At 71.0% G+C, this 19,462-nt stretch carries 13 protein-coding genes; 5 read left to right on the top strand and 8 right to left on the bottom strand.

Annotation, left to right across the window (positions count from 1 at the left end; all coding sequences use genetic code 11):
• Positions 1 to 68 precede the first annotated feature (68 nt).
• Positions 69 to 2,969, top strand: a complete 2,901-nt coding sequence (locus ACIA5G_RS14455) for a BTAD domain-containing putative transcriptional regulator (RefSeq protein WP_395923331.1) — start codon at positions 69 to 71, stop codon at positions 2,967 to 2,969.
• Positions 2,970 to 2,975: 6 nt separating this feature from the next.
• Here ACIA5G_RS14455 and ACIA5G_RS14450 read toward each other — a convergent pair whose 3' ends face one another.
• Entirely contained in the window at positions 2,976 to 3,638 is a 663-nt protein-coding gene (locus ACIA5G_RS14450) for a GntR family transcriptional regulator (RefSeq protein WP_395923524.1), read from the bottom strand.
• A 148-nt stretch (positions 3,639 to 3,786) separates the two neighbouring features.
• Between ACIA5G_RS14450 and ACIA5G_RS14445 the strand changes: the two genes are divergently transcribed.
• Positions 3,787 to 4,782, top strand: a complete 996-nt coding sequence (locus tag ACIA5G_RS14445; RefSeq protein WP_395923330.1) for a YbhB/YbcL family Raf kinase inhibitor-like protein — start codon at positions 3,787 to 3,789, stop codon at positions 4,780 to 4,782.
• Positions 4,783 to 4,846: 64 nt separating this feature from the next.
• Positions 4,847 to 5,587, top strand: a complete 741-nt coding sequence (locus tag ACIA5G_RS14440; protein WP_395923329.1) for a ribonuclease activity regulator RraA — start codon at positions 4,847 to 4,849, stop codon at positions 5,585 to 5,587.
• Here ACIA5G_RS14440 and ACIA5G_RS14435 read toward each other — a convergent pair.
• The 5 genes from ACIA5G_RS14435 to ACIA5G_RS14415 all read right to left on the bottom strand — a co-directional run bounded on the left by ACIA5G_RS14435 (position 5,584) and on the right by ACIA5G_RS14415 (position 12,333).
• Positions 5,584 to 6,843, bottom strand: coding sequence for a mandelate racemase/muconate lactonizing enzyme family protein (locus ACIA5G_RS14435; RefSeq protein WP_395923328.1), 1,260 nt, complete (start codon positions 6,841 to 6,843; stop codon positions 5,584 to 5,586). The two genes, ACIA5G_RS14440 and ACIA5G_RS14435, sit on opposite strands and share 4 nt — an antisense overlap.
• A complete protein-coding gene (locus ACIA5G_RS14430; RefSeq protein WP_395923327.1) occupies positions 6,840 to 8,855 on the bottom strand; it encodes an ABC transporter permease subunit in 2,016 nt (671 codons plus the stop codon). The genes ACIA5G_RS14435 and ACIA5G_RS14430 overlap by 4 nt, the downstream gene beginning before the upstream one ends.
• Entirely contained in the window at positions 8,852 to 10,288 is a 1,437-nt protein-coding gene (locus ACIA5G_RS14425; protein ID WP_395923326.1) for an extracellular solute-binding protein, read from the bottom strand. Before ACIA5G_RS14425 ends, ACIA5G_RS14430 begins: the two co-directional genes overlap by 4 nt.
• Positions 10,289 to 10,389: 101 nt before the next feature.
• On the bottom strand, positions 10,390 to 11,538 hold the full coding sequence (locus ACIA5G_RS14420; RefSeq protein WP_395923325.1) for a Gfo/Idh/MocA family protein: 1,149 nt from the start codon (positions 11,536 to 11,538) through the stop codon (positions 10,390 to 10,392).
• 48 nt (positions 11,539 to 11,586) lie between these two features.
• On the bottom strand, positions 11,587 to 12,333 hold the full coding sequence (locus tag ACIA5G_RS14415) for a FadR/GntR family transcriptional regulator (protein ID WP_395923324.1): 747 nt from the start codon (positions 12,331 to 12,333) through the stop codon (positions 11,587 to 11,589).
• A gap of 73 nt (positions 12,334 to 12,406) precedes the next feature.
• On the opposite strand from ACIA5G_RS14415, the gene ACIA5G_RS14410 reads away from it, so the two are divergent.
• On the top strand, positions 12,407 to 13,564 hold the full coding sequence (locus ACIA5G_RS14410) for a mandelate racemase/muconate lactonizing enzyme family protein (RefSeq protein ID WP_395923323.1): 1,158 nt from the start codon (positions 12,407 to 12,409) through the stop codon (positions 13,562 to 13,564).
• A 135-nt stretch (positions 13,565 to 13,699) separates the two neighbouring features.
• Here ACIA5G_RS14410 and ACIA5G_RS14405 read toward each other — a convergent pair whose 3' ends face one another.
• Together ACIA5G_RS14405 and ACIA5G_RS14400 are read right to left on the bottom strand one after the other, a co-directional pair.
• Positions 13,700 to 16,057 carry a hypothetical protein gene (locus ACIA5G_RS14405; RefSeq protein WP_395923322.1) on the bottom strand — a complete coding sequence of 786 codons (2,358 nt, stop codon included), beginning with the start codon at positions 16,055 to 16,057 and terminating at the stop codon, positions 13,700 to 13,702.
• A gap of 117 nt (positions 16,058 to 16,174) precedes the next feature.
• Complete coding sequence (locus ACIA5G_RS14400) at positions 16,175 to 18,541, bottom strand: FUSC family protein (RefSeq protein WP_395923321.1); 2,367 nt, start codon at positions 18,539 to 18,541, stop codon at positions 16,175 to 16,177.
• Between the two features lie 158 nt (positions 18,542 to 18,699).
• Here ACIA5G_RS14400 and ACIA5G_RS14395 point away from each other — a divergent pair, with 158 nt between their 5' ends.
• Positions 18,700 to 19,149: a MarR family winged helix-turn-helix transcriptional regulator gene (locus ACIA5G_RS14395; protein WP_395923320.1), complete on the top strand. Its 450-nt coding sequence runs from the start codon at positions 18,700 to 18,702 to the stop codon at positions 19,147 to 19,149.
• Positions 19,150 to 19,462: the final 313 nt, after the last annotated feature.

The raw sequence follows: 19,462 nt of genomic DNA, 5'->3' as shown, positions 1-19,462 counted from the left end.
TGGGAGTCTGGTGAGAAACCTTGAAGTCGCAGGTCCGTGCCATCCGGCGAGTGCGCGGAGGGGGCGCCATGACGGTGGAGTTCTGTCTGCTGCGCGGTCTCGAGCTGCGCTTGGCCGGGCAGGCGGTGGACGCCGGGTTCGCCCGGCAGCGGGCGGTGCTGGTGGCGCTGCTCGCCGACGTCAACCGGCCGGTGCCCGTCGACGAGCTGGCCGGCCGCGTTTGGGGCGAGCGGCTGCCACGTCGCCCTCGGGAAGCGCTGTACGGCTACGTTTCGCGGCTGCGCCGTGTCTTGGCGCCGGCCGAGGGTGTGGCCATCAGCCGGCAGCCCAACGGGTACGTGCTGAGCGCGGATCCGATGACCGTCGATCTTCACCGGTTCGAAAACAACCTTGCCCTGGCGCGGGGCTGTGCTGAGCCCGGCCGCGCGCTGGACCTGTTCACCGCCGCCCTCGACGCGTGGTGCGGCGAGCCGGTGGCGGTGGTGGACACACCCTGGATGTGCGCGCTGCGGGATCGGTTGCGGCAGCTGCACCGGGCCGCGGAGCTGGATCGGCACGACCTCGCGTTGCGCCTCGGGCACCACGCCGGTCTGGTCCCGGCCCTGACCACGCAGGCGGAACGGGACCCGCTGGACGAACGAGCGGCCGGACAGCTGATGCTCGCGCTCTACCGCAGCGGCCGCCAGTCCGAGGCCCTGGCGCACTACCAGGGTGTCCGGCTGCGGCTGGCCGAAGAGCTGGGCACCGACCCCGGCGCTGCGCTGCGGCAGCTGCACCTGCAGATCCTGTCCGCGGCCCCCGAACTCGACGGTCCCGGACCCGGCCGTCCCGAGGTCGCACCGCCGGCACCGCCGCGGGTCACGCCCCGCCAGCTGCCCGCCGCCCCGGCCGCTTTTGCCGGCCGCACGCGCGAACTCGCCGCGCTCAGCGGCGTGCTCGACCGGTCCGGCGCACCGGGATCAACGGCGATCTGGGTGCTGTCCGGTGGTGGCGGGGTCGGGAAGACCGGGCTGGCGCTCCGGTGGGCGGACGAGCGTCTCGACGACTTCCCCGACGGCCAGCTGTTCGTGAACCTGCGCGGGTTCGACCCGGCCGCGGACGTCGTGCCGGCCGGGTCGGCGCTGCACGGATTCCTGACCGCGCTCGGTGTGCCGTCCGCCGCCATCCCGGCGGATACCGACGCCAGGTCCGCGCTGTACCGGAGCCTGGTCGCCGGCCGGCGCATCCTCGTCGTGCTCGACAACGCTCGCGACACCGCGCAGGTCACGCCGTTGCTGCCCGGCGGTTCGGCCGGCACGGTGCTGATCACCAGCCGGCACCGGATGAGCGCCCTGCTGGCCACGCACGGCGCGCGACCGCTGCCGCTGGACGTCCTCGCCGCCCCGGAAGCACGCGAGATCCTCGTCCGGCACCTCGGAGCGGCCCGGGTGGACGCCGACCCGCGCGCCGCGGACGAGCTCGTCGAGCACTGCGCGGGCCTGCCCCTGGCCCTGCGCATCGTCGCCGCCCAGGCCGCGACCCGCCCGGACTTCCCGCTCGCCGGCTTCTCCGCCGAACTGCGCGTTCCCGCCGGCCGGCTGGACGCGCTCGACACCGGCGAGCTGCCGTGGAACCTCCGCACGGTGTTCTCCGCTTCCACCCGCGTGCTCGACCCGCAGGCCGCGACCACGCTCCGGCTGCTCGGTCTCGCGCCGGGCCCGGACATCGCGCTGCCGGCGGTCTCGGCGCTCACCGGGCTGTCACGCGCCGGCACCCGGACCGCCCTCACCGGGCTCGAGCTGGCCAGCCTGGTCGAGCAGCACCGGCCGGGGCGCTACCGCATGCACGACCTCACCCGCCTCTACGCCACCGAACTCGCGCACACCCACACCACGGAACCCGACCGGCGGGACGCCCTGACCCGCCTGTTCGGCCACTACTGTCACGCGGCTTCCGTTGCTGCCGAAAGGTTCTCGCCGGACGAGCGGCACCGCAGGCCACCGATCCCGTCCCCGGCGGGGCCCACGGTGCCGTTGCCCGACTTCCACGCCGCCCTCGCCTGGCTCGACGCCGAACGCGAGAACCTGGTCTCGGCGGCACGGCACGCGGCCGCCCACGGCCGGCTGCGCGTGGTCACCCACCTGTCCACGACGCTGTACCGGTACCTCGACAACCGCAGCCACTACCAGGACGCCTTGACGCTGCACACCGCGGCCCGCGACCTGACGGCCGCCGACTCCGTCGACCACGCCCACGCGCTCTGCAGCCGCGGGTTCGCCCTCATCCGCCTCGGCCGGCACGACGAGGCGTTCCGCGACCTGCACCGCGCTCTCGAGCACTCCCACGACGACCCGCTCGTGGAGTACGCGGCCAACACCAACCTCGGATTCATCCACGACGACCGCGGCGACCAGGACAAGGCGCTGGAGCACTTCACCCGCGCCCTCGACGTCAGCCGCCTCATGGACGGCCGGTCCACCTACGGCATCGCCCTCAACAACCTCGGTGACTGCTACCGCAAGCTCGGCCGCCACGACGACGCGATCGAGCACCTCGACCGCAGCATCACCATCGCCCAGGAGCTGAACTCCGCGGGGCTCGGCGGTGTGGCGTTGACCAGCCTCGCCGATCTGCACCGGGCCCAGGGCAACCACGACGACGCCCACGACTGCTACCAGCGCGCGCTGGAGCTGACCCACGTCCTGGGGGACCGCGGCCTCGAAGTCGAGATCCTGAACCGGATGGCGGCGGCGGACCCCGACCCGCACCGCGCCCTCGAGCGGTTCCGGCAAGTGCTCGGGCTCGCCCGCGAAATCGGCTTCGCCCTCGAACAAGCGCACGCGCACTACGGGATCGCCCGGCTCCACCACGTTCTCGGCGACCACGCCGCGAGCCGGGAGCACGCGAGCCAGGCGTTGGGCATCTACACCGAGCTGAAAAGCCACCACGCGCGCGCCGCGGAAGAGCTGCTTGGCTCGACACCGGACTGAGGAGCGTCAGGCCTTCGTCGTGGCTTCACGCCGGGTGTCTTCGGCCAGTCCGTCGGCGGTCAAGGTGAGGTGCTCGACCAGCGCTGCAGCCGCGGCGTCGGCGTCGCGCGCCAGGGCGGTCTCCTCCAGCCGGCGGTGTTCTGCGAGGTGGTCCCGGCCGGGCCTGCGGCGGGCCGACCAGCGGCGAGCGAGTTCGCTCGCGGTCCACATCCGGTCGAAGGTGTCCAGGAGCATCGTGTTGCCGCAGCCCTCCAGCAGGGTGCGGTGGAAGATCCGGTGCGCTTCGGACCAGGCGTCGCTGTAGTGCTCGCCTTCCTCGGGCAGGAACGGCGGGGTGCGGGCGAGGCGGTGGTGAGCGGCCCGCACCCGGGCCTCCCAGTCCAGATCACCCCGCTCGACGGACATGCGCAGGAGCACCGGTTCGACGGCCCGCCGAGCCTCCGCGATCTCCTGCCAGCGGCGGTCGGAGAACGCCGGGACGGCAAAACCGCGGTTCGGCAGCCGGTCGGCGAGGCCGTCGCCGACCAGGCGGACCAGAGCCTCGCGCACCACCGCCAAGCTCACCCCCTGCGCCACGGCGAGATCCTGGGGCTTCAGGGCATCGCCGGGTGCGTGGGCGCCGTGCATGATCGCGGTCCGCAGATTTGCGTAGACCTGCTCCGAGAGCATCGGCTTGCCCGGCGAACTCGCTGCGCCCGTCCTTCGCATCATGGCAAGAGGATAGACGAACCGGCAGATAATCGATTATCCGTGCTATGGTCGATCAGGTGACCGAGGAGCGTCGGCGCTTCCCCGACGCAGCAGGAAGGAACACACGATGAGCAGCAACGACCCGTTCGCCCGGCTCCCCGAGACAGCCACCTTCACCGTGGCCGGCGCCACGATCACCGAGGGCGCGGCCTTGCCGCCCGAGCAACTGTCGTCCGCCCTCCCCGGCGGGAAGGACCTCTCGCCGCAGCTGTCCTGGAGCGGAGCCCCCGAAGGCACCAAGAGCTACGCCGTCACCGTCTACGATCCCGACGCCCCCACCGGGTCCGGGTTCTGGCACTGGGCGGTCGCCGACATTCCCGCCGCCTGCACCGAGCTGCCCGAGGGCGCTGGCGACAACACCGGTTCGGGCCTGCCGGAAGGTGCCTGGCAGCTCCCCAACGATGCCCGACTCGCACAGTTCGTCGGTGCCGCACCACCGGCCGGGCACGGCCCCCACCGCTACTTCATCGTGGTGCACGCCCTCGACGTGGAGTCCATCGGCGTCCCGGCCGACGCCACCCCGGCCGTCCTCGGCTTCACGATGGCGTCGCACATCCTCGGTCGCGCCGTCCTGATGGCCACGGCGGAAACGCCGGGCCCGGAACGGATCGAAGTCTCCCGGTTCGTCCCGGCCCCCGCCGGCGCCGTCTTCGCGGTCCTGTCCGACCCGAAGGGCCACGTGGCCATCGACGCGTCGGGCATGCTCATGGACGCCGAAGGTGCACCGGTCACGCAGGCCGGCGACCGGTTCGTGGTCCACATGGACCGGGAAGCACTCGGCGACGTTCCACTGGGGACCTACGACGTCGAGGTCGTCATCACCAAGTTCGTCCCGGGGGAGGAGATCGCCTGGACCGTCGAGGGCCGGGTCGCGCCACACGCCCGGCACGTCTTCGGCTACCGGCTGGCGCCTGACCGAGACGGCACCCTCGTCACCTCCTACTACGACTGGTCGGAAGTCGATGAGGAGTGGCGCAAGCGTGTCGCCTTCCCGGTGATCTCGGTGTCCGCCCTCAAAGCCACCCTCGGAATCCTGGACCGCACCGTCCGCCGGACCCGCTGAACCGGGCTACGCTGGGATCGAGATCAAGACTCACGGTCAGCGCGGATCCGAGGGAGCCACCGACGTGGTCGAGACGCACGACATCGCCCGCCCGCCCGCCGAGCTCAGCGCGGCGCTCGCGGCCATCGGCAGCGCGACGGCCAGCGGTGAGCTCAGCCGCATGGGCATTCGCAGCGCATTCATCCGGGGGCCGGTTTCGGTGACCCCCGGCGTGCGCGTGGCCGGTCCGGCGCTGACACTGCAGTTCCTGCCGAAGCGGGAGGACCTCTTTCCGGTCGACGAGTACGAGGAACCGGAGAAGCAGCTGCACCGGCACGTCATGTACCACGCCCAGCCCGGCGACATGATCGTCGTCGACGCGCGCGGCGACATGAGCAGCGGGGTGTTCGGCGAGATGATGCTGACCTACTTCAAGGGCCGCGGCGGCCTCGGTGTGGTCGTCGACGGCTGCCTGCGCGACATCGGCGAGGCCAAGCAGCTCGGCCTCGGGCTGTGGATCCGGGGCGCCACCCCGAACTTCCACGTCCAGACCGACATCGTCCCGGCCGCCGTCAACGTGCCGGTGGCGTGCGGTGGCACGCTCGTCGAGCCGGGCGACATCGTCGTCGCCGACGACGACGGGGCGGTCGTGGTGCCGGTCAAGCTCGCCCCGGCCCTGGTGGCCCACGCTCAGGAACACGCGGAGTGGGAGGAGTTCTCCCGGATCCGGCTGTCCGAAGGCGGCGACATGCGGCTGTACTACCCGCTTTCGGACGAGGCCCGGCCCGAGTACGAGCGGTGGCGGGCCGAACAGGGCCGCGCCTAGCTCCACAGGCGGTCGTGGCTCGACTCCGCGTCCCAGTGCTTCGTCTCGGCGAAGAACACCGGATCGCGCGGGTCGAGGTGGCGGCGCAGCAGCTCCTCGTTGACGTCCCCGAAGCCCAACCCCGGTGTGTCCGGCACGGTGATGCGGCCGTCCTGGATCAGCGGGGCGGTGACGAGGTCGCTCCAGAACTCGACGTCGGCCGCGTGGTGTTCGAGGGCGAGGAAGTTCTCCGTGGCGGCGGCCAGGTGCACACACGCCATCGTCGCGATCGGCGACGCCGCCAGGTGCAGCGCCATCGCGATCCCGCGTTCCTGCGCGTAGTCGCCGATCCGCTTGGTCTCCGCGATCCCGCCCGCCGTCGCCGGGTCGGGGTGCACCACGCGGATGGCGCCGGCGTCCAGCAACGGCCGGAAGCCGTCGAGCAGGTAGATGTCCTCACCCGTGCACGTCGGGACGGCGACGGCCGCGGTGAGCTCGCGCCACTGGCCGGTCAGCTGCCACGGGATCAGGTCCTCGATCCACGCCAGGGTGAACGGCTCCAGCGCGCGGCCGATCCGGATGCCCGAGTCGAGGGCGATGTGGCCGAAGTGGTCGGCGGCGAGCGCGACGTCGTAGCCGACGACGGAGCGCACGATGTCCACATAGGACACTAGATGGTCCACGCCCTTGGCGGTGACCTGGATGCCGGTGAACGGGTGCATCGTCGTCACGTCCTCGCGGGCGCCCGGCGGCGCGATCAGCGCCCCCGGCACGTCCCACAGCAGGTCGACACCCACGTCCATCTTCAGCATCGTGAACCCGCGCTGCTTGCGCTCCAGCAGCCGGGCGCCCATCGTGTGCGGGTCCGGCAGCGACGGCGTGTCCGCGTAGCAGCGGATCTCGTCCCGGAACCGGCCCCCGATCAGCGCGTACGCGGGCACTCCGTACGCCTTGCCGGCGAGGTCCATCAGCGCCATCTCGACGCCGGACACCCCGCCGCCCTGACGGCCGTGGAACCCGAACTGCTTGATCTTGCGGAAGATCTTGTCGAGGTTGCAGGGGTTTTCGCCGACCAGCCGGCTCTTGAGCGTGAGCGCGTAGGTGGCGCTGGCCCCGTCGCGCACCTCCCCGTAACCGACGAGTCCCTGGTTGGTGTCGATCCGGATGATCGACGAGCGGAACGGCACGCCCGCCAGGTTCGCCACGCGCAGGTCGGTGATGCGCAGCTTGCCCGGCCGGGACGCCGTCGCGACGTGCTCCTCGGTGATCTCGCTCATCCCTTCACCGCGCCCGCGGTGAGGCCCTCGGTCAGGAACCGCTGCCCGAACCCGTACATGAGCACGACCGGGATGCTGACCAGCAGCGAGGCCGCGGCCAGCTGCCCCTGCGGCACGACGTCGCCGAAGATCATCGACTGCATGCCGACGGGCAGCGTCTTGTATTCGTCCTTGGTGATGAACACGAAGGCGAACAGGAACTCGTTCCACGCGTTGGTGAGCGTGAACAGCGCGACCGCGAGCAGGCCCGGCTTGGCCAGTGGCAGCACGATCCGGCGGAACGCCCCGAACCGCGTGCAGCCGTCGACCAGCGCCGCCTCCTCGAGGTCGGCCGGGATCGACTTGAAGTAACCGACGAGCAGCCACGTCGCGAACGGCAGGGTGAACGTCGGGTAGGCGAGCACGAGCGACCACAGCGAGTCGTTGAGCCCGATCCCGCTCATCAGCTGGTACAGCGGGATGAACAGCAGCGCGCCCGGCATCACGTAGGTGAGCAGGATCGTCACCGTGAAGCTCTCCGAACCCCGGAACTTCAGCCGTGCCAAGGCGTAGCCGGCCAGCGCCGCGCAGACCAGGGCGATTGCGGTGGACGCCACCGACACCAGGATCGTGTTGACGTACCAGGTGCCGAACGTCCCGGTGAACAGGTTGGTGAACTGCTCGGTGGTCCACGGGGTCGGCCAGAGGTCGTCGGTGCGCGCGACGATCTGGTCGTCGGACTTGAAGGCCGTGACCGTCATCCAGTAGAGCGGGGCGAGCACGAAGCCCAGCAGGCCCACGAGCGCGACCCCCGAGCCGGTGCCCCCGACCAGGCGGGCGGCCAGCCGGTTGCCCCGGATGGCGAGCACCGAGACGACCCGGCCGACGACGGCCGCGAGCACCACGAACACGCCCAGCACGAGCGCGGCCTTCCACACTATGTGCGGCGACGCCCAGACCAGGATCAGCGCCGAGCCCACGACGATCACCCACGGCAGTGCCCGGCGCTGGGCCGGACTCAGCCGCCGACGCCCCAGGTCCGCGGCGCCCGGCTGGTCGCTGCGCCGCATCATCCGCACGAGGATCACCACGAGGATCGCGATGATCGGCAGCATCACCAGCGTGACCGCGGCGCCCGCACCCGGCTGCAGCTGCTGGATGGCCTTCGAGTAGGCCACCATCACGTACGGAGCGGTGGCGTCGCCCGGGCCGCCCTGGGTCATCAGCCAGATCAGGTCGAAGTTGTTGAACGTCCAGATCGACGACAGCAGCACCGTCACGATCATGACGGGCCGCAGTCCCGGCAGCGTGATGTGCACGAAGCGCTGCCACGGCGACGCGCCGTCCATCATCGCCGCCTCGTGAAGGTTGCTGTCGATGGCCTTGAGCCCGGCGAGGAACGTCACCGTGAAGAACGGGATGCCCTTCCAGACGTTGACCAGGATGACCGCGGGCATCGCGAGCGCGGGATCGGACAGCCACTCCGCGGGCCACTTGTCGACGAGCCCGATCGCGGCGAGGGCGGGCCCGATCCCGGAGTCGGTGAGCAGGACGTTGACACTGCCGAAGATCGGGTCGAGCAGCGAGCGCCAGGTGAAGGCCGTGACGACCGTCGGGATCACCCACGGCAGCAGGATCACCCCGGCGAGGATCGCCCGGCCGCGGCGCATGTGGTGCAGCATCAGCGCCGCGATGAGGCCGAAGACCACCTTGAAGATCTCGGCGTAGGCGGTGAAGACGAACGAGTTGAGCACGCCTTTGTGGAACAGGGCGTCGCCGACGAGGGCGGTGTAGTTGTCCAGCCCGACGAAGACCGTCTCCGCGCCGTGGCGTTCCGTAGCGCTGGTGAAGACCGAGCTGATGATCGGGACCAGGATCAGGCCGGCGACCAGCAGCAGCGTCGGCCCGATGAACACCGCGGCGAGGCGCCAGTCGCGCCCGAGCCGCCGCTGGGTCGGGGTGAGCGAGGACGACCCGCCCGGCGCCGGACGGGCCGGCGCCGGCGGTGTCGTCTTCGGACGCAGGACGGTCATTGCCGGTAGCCCTGTTGCTCGAAGATCTGCACGATCCGGGTGTGCGTCGCGGCCACGGCCTCGGCCGGCTTGGTCCCCTGGATGACCGACTGCATCATGTCGGTCAGCAGGTAGGCGGCGATGGCGGACTGCTCGCCGGGGCTCGGGGTTTGGGGGTACGCGTAGCCGGTCTTGGTCTTGATCGGGAGCGTCGCGCGGGTCTGCTCCCGCAGCGCGGCGAAAGCCGGGTCACCGGTCGTGTAGTACGGGTCGGAGTCCCACACCTTGTCCCACGCGGGATTGACCAGGCACGGTGCTTCCTTGGCCACCCCGAGCAATGCGGTCCCGCTGACCATGAACTTCGCCACCAGCTTGGCGAGGTCGGGGTTCTTGGCCCCCTTGAACACGACGAACGAGTTGGACTGGCCGTAGGCGAGCGGCCGGTCGAGCGCCGGTCCGGTGGCGCCGTTGAACGGATGGGTGTTGCCGTAGACCGGGTTCTTCTTGGTCTTCGAGTCGGCGTAGACGCTGAACTGGTTGAGCGTGAGCCCCAGGATCTGGGCCAGCCAGTTCTCGTTGTTGCTCGAGTCGGTCCAGCTGCCGATGCCGGGCGGCAGCATCGGCGCGTACTTCGGGTTCGTGTAGATGTCGCCGATGAACGTGACGGCTTCGACGGTCTCCGGCGAGTTGAACACCACCTTCGTGCCGGTGTTGTCCGCGATCGCCCCGCCGTAGGTGCTGATGACGTTCTGGATGAAGCCGTTGGCGTCGCCGGAGCGGTTCACCGTGAGCCCCCAGCCGAAGCGCCGCTTGGCCGGGTCGGAGACCGCCAACGCGTTGTCGCGCAGCTCTTCCCACGTGTAGTACGGCTTCAGCGGGAGGCCCTTCTCCGTGTACCAGTCCTTGCGCAGGTACATCCCGGTCCCGATGAAGTGGTAGGGGATCGCGAACCAGCGCCCGTCGAACACGCAGTAGTTGGTCGCCTCCGTCGCGGGCTCCCCGTAAAGCGCTTTCATCTCGTTGACCACGTCGGTGACGTCGGTGAGGGCGCCGAGGTTGTGGAGCTGGCCGACGAACCGCAGGTCGCTCATGAAGGCCAGATCACGGTTGGTGCCCGCCTTCACCTCGGCGTCCATCTTCGCGACCATGTCACCGGCGTCGCCGGAGACCAGGTCGTTGCGGACGGTGGTGCCGGTGGCCTGCGCGAACACCTGCAGCGACTTGTCCAGCGCCTTGTTGGCGGCCTCCGAGTACAGCTTCTGCGACAGCATCCCCACCGACCCGCCGCGGAGCTTGGCCGCCTGGTCGAGCAGCGCCTGGGGCACTTGGACGTCGACCTGCGGTGCGGGTGCGGGGCTGCTCCCGCACCCGGCGAGACCGAGCACGCCCAGTGCGCCGACCCCCGCGCTCATCCCGAGGAACGTGCGCCTCGACAGGTCATTCTTCTCTTCCATGACAACTCCTCGTACCGACGGGGCGACGGTGCAACCGGCGGGACAGCGAGGCGAGTGCCCCGCTGTGAGTCTTCAAAGCCGAGTCTTCAAAGCTGGGTCGTTCATGCGGCGAAGGACGCCGAACTGCTGGTGCGTTGTCCTGGCAGCCCGTCGAACAGCCCGGTCGAGCCACGGGGCCGCCACAGCGGCACCGGGCCCGCACCGGGCACGGGGTCGAGTGCCAGTGCGGCCGCCCGTTCCGCGGAGTCGAGCGCCCGCTGGACGACCATCGTGTTGGCCACGCTCTGGGCCACACTGCCGACCGGCCGCACGCCGAACTGCACGGCATCGGCGAAGTCGACGAGTTCCGCGCGGTAGCCGTTGTCGCTGCCGCGGAAGACGGTGGTGTGGGTGGTGGCGTCGGGACCGCTGCGCGTCACGCGGCGCTCCGACTCGGACCCGGCGAGCACGAGCACACCCTCGGTGCCGTACAGCCGCATGTCGTTGGGTTCGGGCGGCACCGGGATTTCGGGGAAGGACGCGGTGTAGTTGCCGATGGCGCCTCCGGTGAAGACGAGGTTGAGCGCGAGGTCCGACGGTGCGTCGATCGTGCTGTTGGCCGTCTGCACGGCGCCGTGCACCCGCGCGATGTCACCGCAGAGCAGCCGGATCTGGGCGATGTGGTGCACGCCGAAGTCGAGGTGCACCCCGCCGCGGTACTGCGGCCGGTGCCGCCACGGTGTGCCGGTGAACCCGCCCTCGCGGGGGATCACCCGGCCGGCGTGCCGCCACGCCATCAGGTGCGGGCGGCCGATCGCGCCGCTGTCGAGCAAGGCGCGGGCGTAGCGCAGGTCGTCGCGGTAGAAGTAGTTCTCGCCCACCACGAAGGTGCGGTCCGGATGCAGGGCCGCCAGGGCGAGGAAGGCCGCGGCCTGCTCCGCGTCGCCGCCGGCCGGCTTCTCGCAGAGCACGTCCTTGCCCGCCGTGAGCGCGTCGCGCGCCACCTCGTACAGGTGCGGGATCGGCACCGAGATCAGCACGGCGTCCACGTCGTCGCGGGCCAGCAACGCGGCCCGGTCGGCGGTGGCCCGGGCCGGATCGGTCCCGCTGTAGCGGGCGAACCTGGTGCCCTGCTCGGCGGAGGAGTCGGTGAACGCGGTGACCACGTACCGGTCGGCGAGCGTGCGCAACGCCGGCCAGTGCAGCTTCTCGACCGCGAGCCCGGTGCCGATCAGCCCCAGCCGGATCGGCGGGATCGCGGATGCTGCCATGCCTCGTCCGTCCTCGTCATCGGTTCCGGAACTCGGTCGTGCAGGGTTCTAACGCCGCCGGGCGGCCCGCTTGCTTCGCTGCTCCTTCTCCGCGAGGAGCGTGGAGTAGTTGTTGCTCAAGTGCTTGCGCATCGCCGCGCGGGCCGCTGCCGGATCGCGCGCCACGAGCGCCTCGTAGATCTCCGTGTGCTGCGTGGTGGCGCGGCGCAGCCCGGCCGGCGCCTCGTTGGTGAGGCGCCGGCTGGCCGTGCCCAGCCAGCGCGCGGAGTACATGATCCGGTCGAGGATGCGGTTGTCGGCCGCCCGGCAGATCTCCATGTGGAATTCGTGGTCGACCTCGAGGTAGGCCTCGGGATCCGCCTCGAGCGCCGACATCCGCTCGATCTCCTTCCCGAGCCGGGCCAGCGTCTCGTCGGTGATGCCGGTCGCGGCCATCGCGGCGAGTTCGGGCTCGAGCAGCACGCGCATCTGGTGCAGTTCCTGCAGCAGCTCGTCCACGATCTCCGTGGGCAGCCACTCGATCAGCAACGGGTTCAGGTAGTCCCACTCCGCGCGGGGGCGCACCACGACGCGGCGACCCTGCGCGACGTCGACGATGTCGAGCGAGGCGAGGATCTTGAGCGTCTCCCGCGCCACCACCCGGGAGACCCCGAACTCCTGGGAGATCTCCAGCTCCGACGGCGCCCGGCCGTCCTCGATTTCGCCCTTGACGATGCGCCGGGTCAGGTGGGCCGCCACCTGCACCGGAAGAGTCCGGACCTTGACAGCGTCCGGAGACTCTTGTCTCCTTGGCATGTCATCAGCTTATAGGACAAGTTCGACATCGCGACAGTCCCTTTCAGACGCATTACCCGGCGGCGGGAGAGCAATGCGGATCGTGAACGTCACGACGGCGGTGGTGGCCTACCACGGTCAGGCCACGCTGGTGCGGATCGACACCGACGAGGGCCTCAGCGGGTTCGGCGAGGCCAATCCCGACGCCGGCGCGGACGCCGTCGTCGGCATGATCAAGTCCCTGACCCCCCTCCTGATCGGCGAGGACCCGCGCAACGTCGAGCGCTGCTGGGAGAAACTACGCCGCAGCAAGGTCTTCGCGGGCGCCCAGAGCGGCGTGTTCGTGATCGCCCTGTCCGGGATCGAGCTCGCCCTGTGGGACCTCGCGGGCAAGGCCGCGGGCCAGCCGGTGTACCGGCTGCTCGGCGGCAAGTTCCGCGACCGGATCCGCCTCTACGCCGACTGCGGCGACGGCGACGACCCGGCGGGCTCGATCGCCGGGTGCGTCGACCGGGCCCAGCGGATGGTCGCCGAAGGCTTCACCGCCATCAAGTTCGACATCGACAACCTGCACCACCCGGCCAAGTTCGACGATTTCAACCACACGATCACCAATGCCGAGCTGCGCTCGATGGTCGAGCGCGTGGCAGCCGTCCGCGAAGCGATCGGACCGGACGTCGACCTGGCCATCGACCTCCACGCCCGCTACGACGTGCCGAGCGCGTGCCGGATTTCGTGGGAGCTCGAGCCGTTCCACCTGATGTGGCTGGAGGAACCGCTGCCGGCGGAGAACATCGACGCGCTGGTGCGGGTGCGCGAACAAACCCGCACCCCGATCTGCGCGGGCGAGAACCTGTACCTGCGGTGGGGATTCCGCGAGCTGCTCGAACGCGGCGCGGTGGACGTCATCGAGCCGGACGTCCCGAAGTGCGGTGGTCTGGCGGAGGCCAAGAAGATCGCCAACCTCGCGGAGCTGCACTACATCCCGTTCGCACCGCACCTGGTGTCGACGCCGCTGGGCACGATGGCCACGTCGCACCAGTGCGGCGCGATCCCCAACTTCCTGGTCCAGGAATGGCACGCCCTCGAGGAGCGCGCGGTGTGGGACAGCTACGTCCACGCCCCCGACGGCAGCGGCTCGATCGTCAAGGACGGCTACATCACGCTGCCCGACACTCCCGGCATCGGCGTGGAGCTCGACCTGGACGCCGTCCGGGCCCACGCCGTCGCGGGCTTCGGAGTGTTCGAGTAGCCGAGCCGATCAGCTGGTTGCCTTGTCCGGCAAGAGGAAGCTGCTGCGGCGTCAAGATCGGGCGCACGAGTCATCCGCCCCCGGGCTGCGTGGTTTCAGTCCGACCCGCTTCCTGACCGCGACCACTCAGCGCCGTCAGCTGCCGGTTCGCTCGCGCCAGTGCGCGAGGGATTCGCGGACGTGCCTGAGCATCCAATCGTCCCCGGCGGCGTCGACGGTCAGTTGCTCCAGTTCGCGCACCGCTGCCGCGGCGTCCCCGGACTCCCCGACCCAGTGCGCCCGGCGGCGGCGCAGGCCGAGTGTCCACCCGTCGTCCGTGCCGCGGCATCGGATCGCCGTGGCCACGAGGTCGTCGAACTTGCGCACCGCTTCGGCCGGGTCGCCCGCCTCGCCGATCCACATTGCCAGGCTGCGGCCGATTCCCAGGACGTTGGTGCTGGGCGGATCCTCCAGCCGGGCGGCGTCGGCCGCGGTATCGGTCAAGAGCCGTACCGCTTCCGCCGGATCGCCGCAGTGGCCGATGCAGTCCGCGAGTTCTGTCCGGTAGCTGAGGGTGTACAGGCTCAGGCGACCGTGGATGGTGTTGCTCTCTTCCAGGAGCTCACGCCACAAGGGCAGGGCACCGGCGTGGTCTTCAGCCTGCGTCAGCAGGTAGGCGAGCTGGGAACGGACTGACCGCAGGTCGTCGGGGTGCTGCTGCCGGGTTTCCAGGTCCCGGACGAGTTCGCGCATCGTGCGGATGGCCAGGTCCCAGTCGCCGGCGTGGCCGATCTCCCGGGAGGTCGCTTGCCGGGCCGAAACGGTCATTCGGTGAGTGCTGCCGAGACTGCGCGCGCAGTCCTCGGCGACGCGGGACATGAGACCGGCCGCAGCGCGGTGGTTTCCGCGCATCCCGGTCCAGTAGGCGACGCCGAACTTGACGTTCAGCGTCGTCTCATGGTTGTTGCCGAGGACCTCCGCCGCTCGGAGGTAAAGACGCTCCAACTGCAGCAGAGCCGCGCCGCTGTCCCCGTTGTGCGCGGTTTCCCACGCGACGAGGTCGGCGAGCTTGAGCGCTTCGAGACCGTCCGGATCACGTTCCGCGTGTCGACGGAGTTCCCGGCAGGCGAAGCGCAGCCCGGCGGCGCTGCCGTCCCGCTCCCGGATGAGATGACAACGGCGGACGACCCCGGGGATGTGCCCGGCGTCCTGGGCGTCCTGGAATGCTTTCTCGGCCACGATGAGCGAGTGCCAGCTCCAGGCCAGTTCGCCGATTTCCATGGCTTCTTCGGCGGTCGCGCCGTTGAGGAGGGTGATCAGCACTTCCGGGGCGACGGGGTCCTTGGCGACGGCGTCGATGAGGTAGTCGAAGGCGAGGTAGGTCTCGTTGTCGTGGGGGAGCAGGAGACTGCTGGTGGCGTGCAACGGCGTGGTCGCCCAGAGAATCGCCTCCTCCGGCGATTCGGGCCGGAGCAGCCGGCCGCCCCGGCGGTCGAGGTAGTGCCGGTGCAGGTCGTTCAGCACCGCGCGTGGCAGCGGCCGGTGGATGCCGACCCGGCGGGCGTCGGTTGCGGCCGTCACCAGCGCGGCGGCACGTGGGTGGGTCCCCGGCGCCCAGGCGTCCTGCAGGTCGGCGAGCAGTTGCGGGCCGGCGGCGAGGTACTCGGCGACCCCGAAGCGATCGCTGTGTTTCAACGCCTCGCGGATGCTGGTGTCTTCGCAATGGCGCGCCGCCCGCTCCAGTTCGTCGGGCGACCAGGTCCGGGGCAGGGTGAGCCGGGTGGCCAGCCGCAGCACCTCCCAGCCGCGGCGGACCGCGTCCCGGCTGGGACCGTCGATTCCCCCGGTCCGGCCGGAGTACTTGGCGTACTCCTCGGCGCGCATCGTCGCGACGATCAGCCGATCACCACCGGGCTCGGCGAGCACGTTTCCGACCGCCGCGCCGCTCAGGCCGTCGGCGCCGAGGAACCGCTCGAGGTCGTCCAGCCACAACACCGCCCGGGAATGCTCCCGGGCCGCCTGCGTGGCCGCGGCGAGCGCCTCCTTGCCGGCGGGCTGGATCAGCTGGTGGTCCGGGCACCGGGCTCGGACGGCTTCGTAGGCGGCGCGGCTCTTGCCCGCGGTCGACTCGCCGACGATCAGCACGAACCGGCCGCGTCCGAGCTGTTCGCAGAGCCTTGCCGTGATGTCCCGGGTGATGAACTCCGGAAGCCGGGCGCCCGAAGCGGGATGCACGCCGAGAGTGACCGCGTCGTGGAGATCGCGCACCCGCGGAAGGCGGCCGTGGCGACCCAGCACCATCAGCCCGGCGAGACCTCGGCGGTACCGGTCCCGTTCCGTCAAGGTTTTTGCGCCGCGCGAGGTCCAGATCCCGGCGACGATCGTGACGAGTGCGGCCGCGCCGGTGGCGAAAGCGGCTGGTAACCATAGGCGGGTCAGGGCCACCGTGGTCGCGGCGAGTGCCGCGGCCCCCAGGATCACGGCCCAGCCGGGGCCACCGCGTCGAATGCGCACTCGTTCCCCTCGGGGGCTCCTCGGCGACGAAGGCTTCAACGATACCGCTGGGAAGCCGATCTGTGACGCAGAGTGTTCGGCTTTCGCGGGTGACCAGCTCGGGTTGCCGCTTCGGGCTCAGCGGAGCCGGACGTCGCGGCGGTGGCAGTGGCGGCGGGCTGGTGGCGTCTGGGTGCGGGTCGCCGCCAGCCAGATGTCCTGCACCACGCCCCGTCCGCCGCACACGGGCACCGTTGCCGCGGCCGGGGCGTGGTGGGCTGCTGCCGTGATCAGGACGTAGGAGCCGGCTCGCGGGGCCTGCAGCGTGAAGGCGCCGTCGGTCGCCGACGTGGCCCGGGCGGTTTGGCGGCCGACGGCGTCGACCAGGGTCAGGGTTGCTCCGGGGACCGGGGCGCCGGCCGGGCCGTGGACGTGGCCGCTGATCTCCGTGACGCACGGTGCGGCCGGTTCGGGGAGCCGGGCCGGTTCGTCGCCGGTGGCGAACTCGTGCAGCAGCTTGCGCAGGTGGATCAGTTCGATCAGGAGCGGCTCGTCGGCGGGGGAGCAGTGCTGGGTGAGGGCGGCCTCCGCGAGACCCAGCGGGATCGTCGGGTCCGAGCCCGGTTCGGCGACGGCGGTCGCGACGTCGGCCAGTGCGCGGGCGGGCCCGGCCAGGGAACGGTCGTTCGCGCGGCCGCGGCGGAGGACGGCGACCAGGCGGTGGGTGTGCTGCGCCAAAGAGGCGGCCAGCGTCAGCCGATGGCGGGTGGTGCGGGAACCGCCGCCCCAGGGCACCGCGGCCACCAGCGGTGCGGCCACGAGCCGGAGCTGGCGGAGGTTGTTGTCCAGGACGCGGACCTGCGCGTCCAGGTCCCCGGCGCGGCCGTCGATCCGGTCCGCCGTGGCGGCCAGCAGCTCGCCCAGGGTCCCAGCGAGGGCGCGCTCGGTGGTGCGGACGGTGTCGCGGGTGCTCAGCGGCGTCAGCACCAGGCCGACCCCGACGCCGACGGCCGCGCCGATCGCCGTTTCCTCCAGGCGCAGGACCAGCAGGCCGGCCGAGAACTCGTTGAGCACGCTGTAGAGCTGGCTCACCATGATCGTGACGAAGAAGATCATGTAGGCGTACGACAGCCGCTGCAGGTAGAAGCCGCAGAACATGCTGCCGACGATCACCGCTAGCACCGCCGCCGGGTGCCCCGCCGTCAGGTGGGCGAGTGCGATGCCGGCGCCGAGCCCGACCAGCGTGCCCACCACGCGGTTGACCGACTTGAGGAACACCTCCGACCGGGTCGCCGTGCCGGTGAACGCGACGAACGCGGCGATCACCGCCCAGTAGTAGCGCTGCTCGGACAGCAGCCGGCCGAGCACGATCGCGAGCCCGCCCGCCACGGCCACCTGCACGGCTTGCCGGGTGGTGAAGTCCAGGCGGCGCAACGGGTTCCACGCGCGGCCCCGCGGCTCGACGTCGCCGGCCGCGGCGGCGGAGCCGGGCAGCGCGCCCATCGCGATCGTCACCGCGGGCTCGAACTCGCCGGTGTCGGCGAGGCCGTCGCGGTCCGCGCGGCGCACGACGTCGAGGTAGTCGGTGACGGCCACGGCCACCAGCCGGATGGGCGACGTGCCCGCCCGCGCCAGGAGCGTCTCGGCCGCCTGCCGGGCGGCGGCGTAGTTCTTGTGGGCGAACAGGTCGAGCACGCGCGCCGCACGGGTCGCGAGGTCCCGCTCGGGGACCGGCTGCGCGCAGGCGGTGACGAGCAGGTCGATCGCGAGCTGCGCGTCCATCGTGGTGCGCCGGATCGCCGCCGCCGAGACGGCGCCCGGGAGCACCGGCACCTCGGCCGACCACGCCTCGATCATCAGGGCGGACTCGGCGAGCCGGGCCTGCGCCGCGTGGATCCGCCGGGTGAGCTGCTCGCCGGGGCCGGCTTCCAGGAGCTCCGCGCAGAGCCGGACGACCGCGCGGGCCCGGGCGCCGAACGCGCGGCGCGTGCGGGCGAGCGTGCGGCCGGGGTTGCCGCGCAGCACCGTCAGCGACAGCAGCAGCACCCACGCGCTCGCGATGACGACGGCCAGGAGCATGGCGGGCAGCCCACCGAGCGTCGCGTGCAGGAACGCCGCGAAGAAGTAGCCCATCCAGACCATGAAGCCGTAGAAGAAGAACGGGATGCCGAAGCGCCGGACGAACACGGCGGCGAACATCACGACGACGAACACGGCGAGCATGAGGTCGGTGTGCGGCGCGACCGCGATGCCCAGCGTCATCCCGAGCCCCATCGCCACCGGGAACAGCGCGGCGGTGCGCACCTTCGGCCACACCGCGGTGCCGCTCAGGGCCATCGACCCCATCATCGCGGTGATCGCGCCGAGCAGGACGGCGACCAGGGTGGCCTGCGGCGCGGCCCCGGTCAGCGTCGCGAAGACGTACTCGACGGCCAGCCCGGTCGTCATCGCGACGGCGGCCGAGACCGCGCTCCACAACCGGGACAGCCCCGGGTCCGAGCTCATCGCCTTGTCCCTGATCCGGTGCACCGCCGTCGACGCGCGTCCCATCCGAGTGACTTCCCCTACCTCCGGTTGCCGATATCGGTATCATGCCGATAATTACCGGTATGATACCGATATGCCGGACGACCGGGCAATCGGCCGGACGGTAGGTTCAGGAGATGGACGCGCTCGACCTCATCGAGGCCCACACCGCGGTCATGGTGCGCAACTTCGAGCTGCTCAGCCGCCGCACCGACATCTACGACGAGCTCGACCGCGCGGGGTACCTGCTGCTGCGAACGCTGGAGGCGACCGGCCCGGCGGACATCACCACGCTGGCGGCAACCCTCGGCCTGGACCCGTCCACGGCGGGCCGGCAGGTGTCGGCGATGACGGCGGCCGGCCTGGTCGAGCGGGCCCCGGCGCCGGGGGACAAGCGCCGGAGCATCGTCGTGGCGACGGAGGAGGGCCGCACCCGGGCCCGCCGGGTCCACGACCGCCGCCGCGACAACCTGGCCGTGATGTTCGACGGTGTGCCGGAGGACGAGCTGCGGGTGATCGGGGAGTCGTTCGCCCGCTACAACCAGGCGGTCGCCCGCCATTACGACGTGAGCCTCGTGCCGGACTGAGGGCGCTCGGCGTTCACTTGCGAGAAACACCGCCCTGACCTCCGAATCGTTCGGTTCGCGAGACGACGTCGTGTGCGGTGATCACGCGATCGGGTCAAGTCAAGGCAAAGGGCGCGGGGCAAATAAGTGACTCACTCGTTCGAGTGACGAAGATGCCTGTACTCCTTACCTGAAGTGGGAGAACGGTCATCGGGGATCCCTCGATCCCGGTCGGTGGTGTGACACCTTTTCCGGCTGCGCGTGACCTCCGGGCGTGACCCCCGGCAGATCACCGGACGCGCCGGCGGCAGGGGAACTTCCGGTAATGGGGTGT

This window comes from Amycolatopsis sp. NPDC051758 (genome assembly GCF_044453095.1).
Taxonomy (GTDB): Bacteria; Actinomycetota; Actinomycetes; order Mycobacteriales; family Pseudonocardiaceae; genus Amycolatopsis.
The sequence above is the reverse complement of the archived record's forward strand: the minus strand, read 5'-3'. Positions and strand labels throughout refer to the sequence as shown.

Bases quoted from the DNA above. Each gene is read 5' to 3' on its own strand.
- ACIA5G_RS14455 (WP_395923331.1), top strand. From the start codon at position 69: ATGACGGTGGAGTTCTGTCTGCTGCGCGGTCTCGAGCTGCGCTTGGCC.
- ACIA5G_RS14450 (WP_395923524.1), bottom strand. From the start codon at position 3,638: ATGCTCTCGGAGCAGGTCTACGCAAATCTGCGGACCGCGATCATGCAC.
- ACIA5G_RS14445 (WP_395923330.1), top strand. From the start codon at position 3,787: ATGAGCAGCAACGACCCGTTCGCCCGGCTCCCCGAGACAGCCACCTTC.
- ACIA5G_RS14435 (WP_395923328.1), bottom strand. From the start codon at position 6,843: ATGAGCGAGATCACCGAGGAGCACGTCGCGACGGCGTCCCGGCCGGGC.
- ACIA5G_RS14430 (WP_395923327.1), bottom strand. From the start codon at position 8,855: ATGACCGTCCTGCGTCCGAAGACGACACCGCCGGCGCCGGCCCGTCCG.
- ACIA5G_RS14425 (WP_395923326.1), bottom strand. From the start codon at position 10,288: ATGGAAGAGAAGAATGACCTGTCGAGGCGCACGTTCCTCGGGATGAGC.
- ACIA5G_RS14420 (WP_395923325.1), bottom strand. From the start codon at position 11,538: ATGGCAGCATCCGCGATCCCGCCGATCCGGCTGGGGCTGATCGGCACC.
- ACIA5G_RS14415 (WP_395923324.1), bottom strand. From the start codon at position 12,333: ATGCCAAGGAGACAAGAGTCTCCGGACGCTGTCAAGGTCCGGACTCTT.
- ACIA5G_RS14410 (WP_395923323.1), top strand. From the start codon at position 12,407: ATGCGGATCGTGAACGTCACGACGGCGGTGGTGGCCTACCACGGTCAG.
- ACIA5G_RS14400 (WP_395923321.1), bottom strand. From the start codon at position 18,541: ATGAGCTCGGACCCGGGGCTGTCCCGGTTGTGGAGCGCGGTCTCGGCC.
- ACIA5G_RS14395 (WP_395923320.1), top strand. From the start codon at position 18,700: ATGGACGCGCTCGACCTCATCGAGGCCCACACCGCGGTCATGGTGCGC.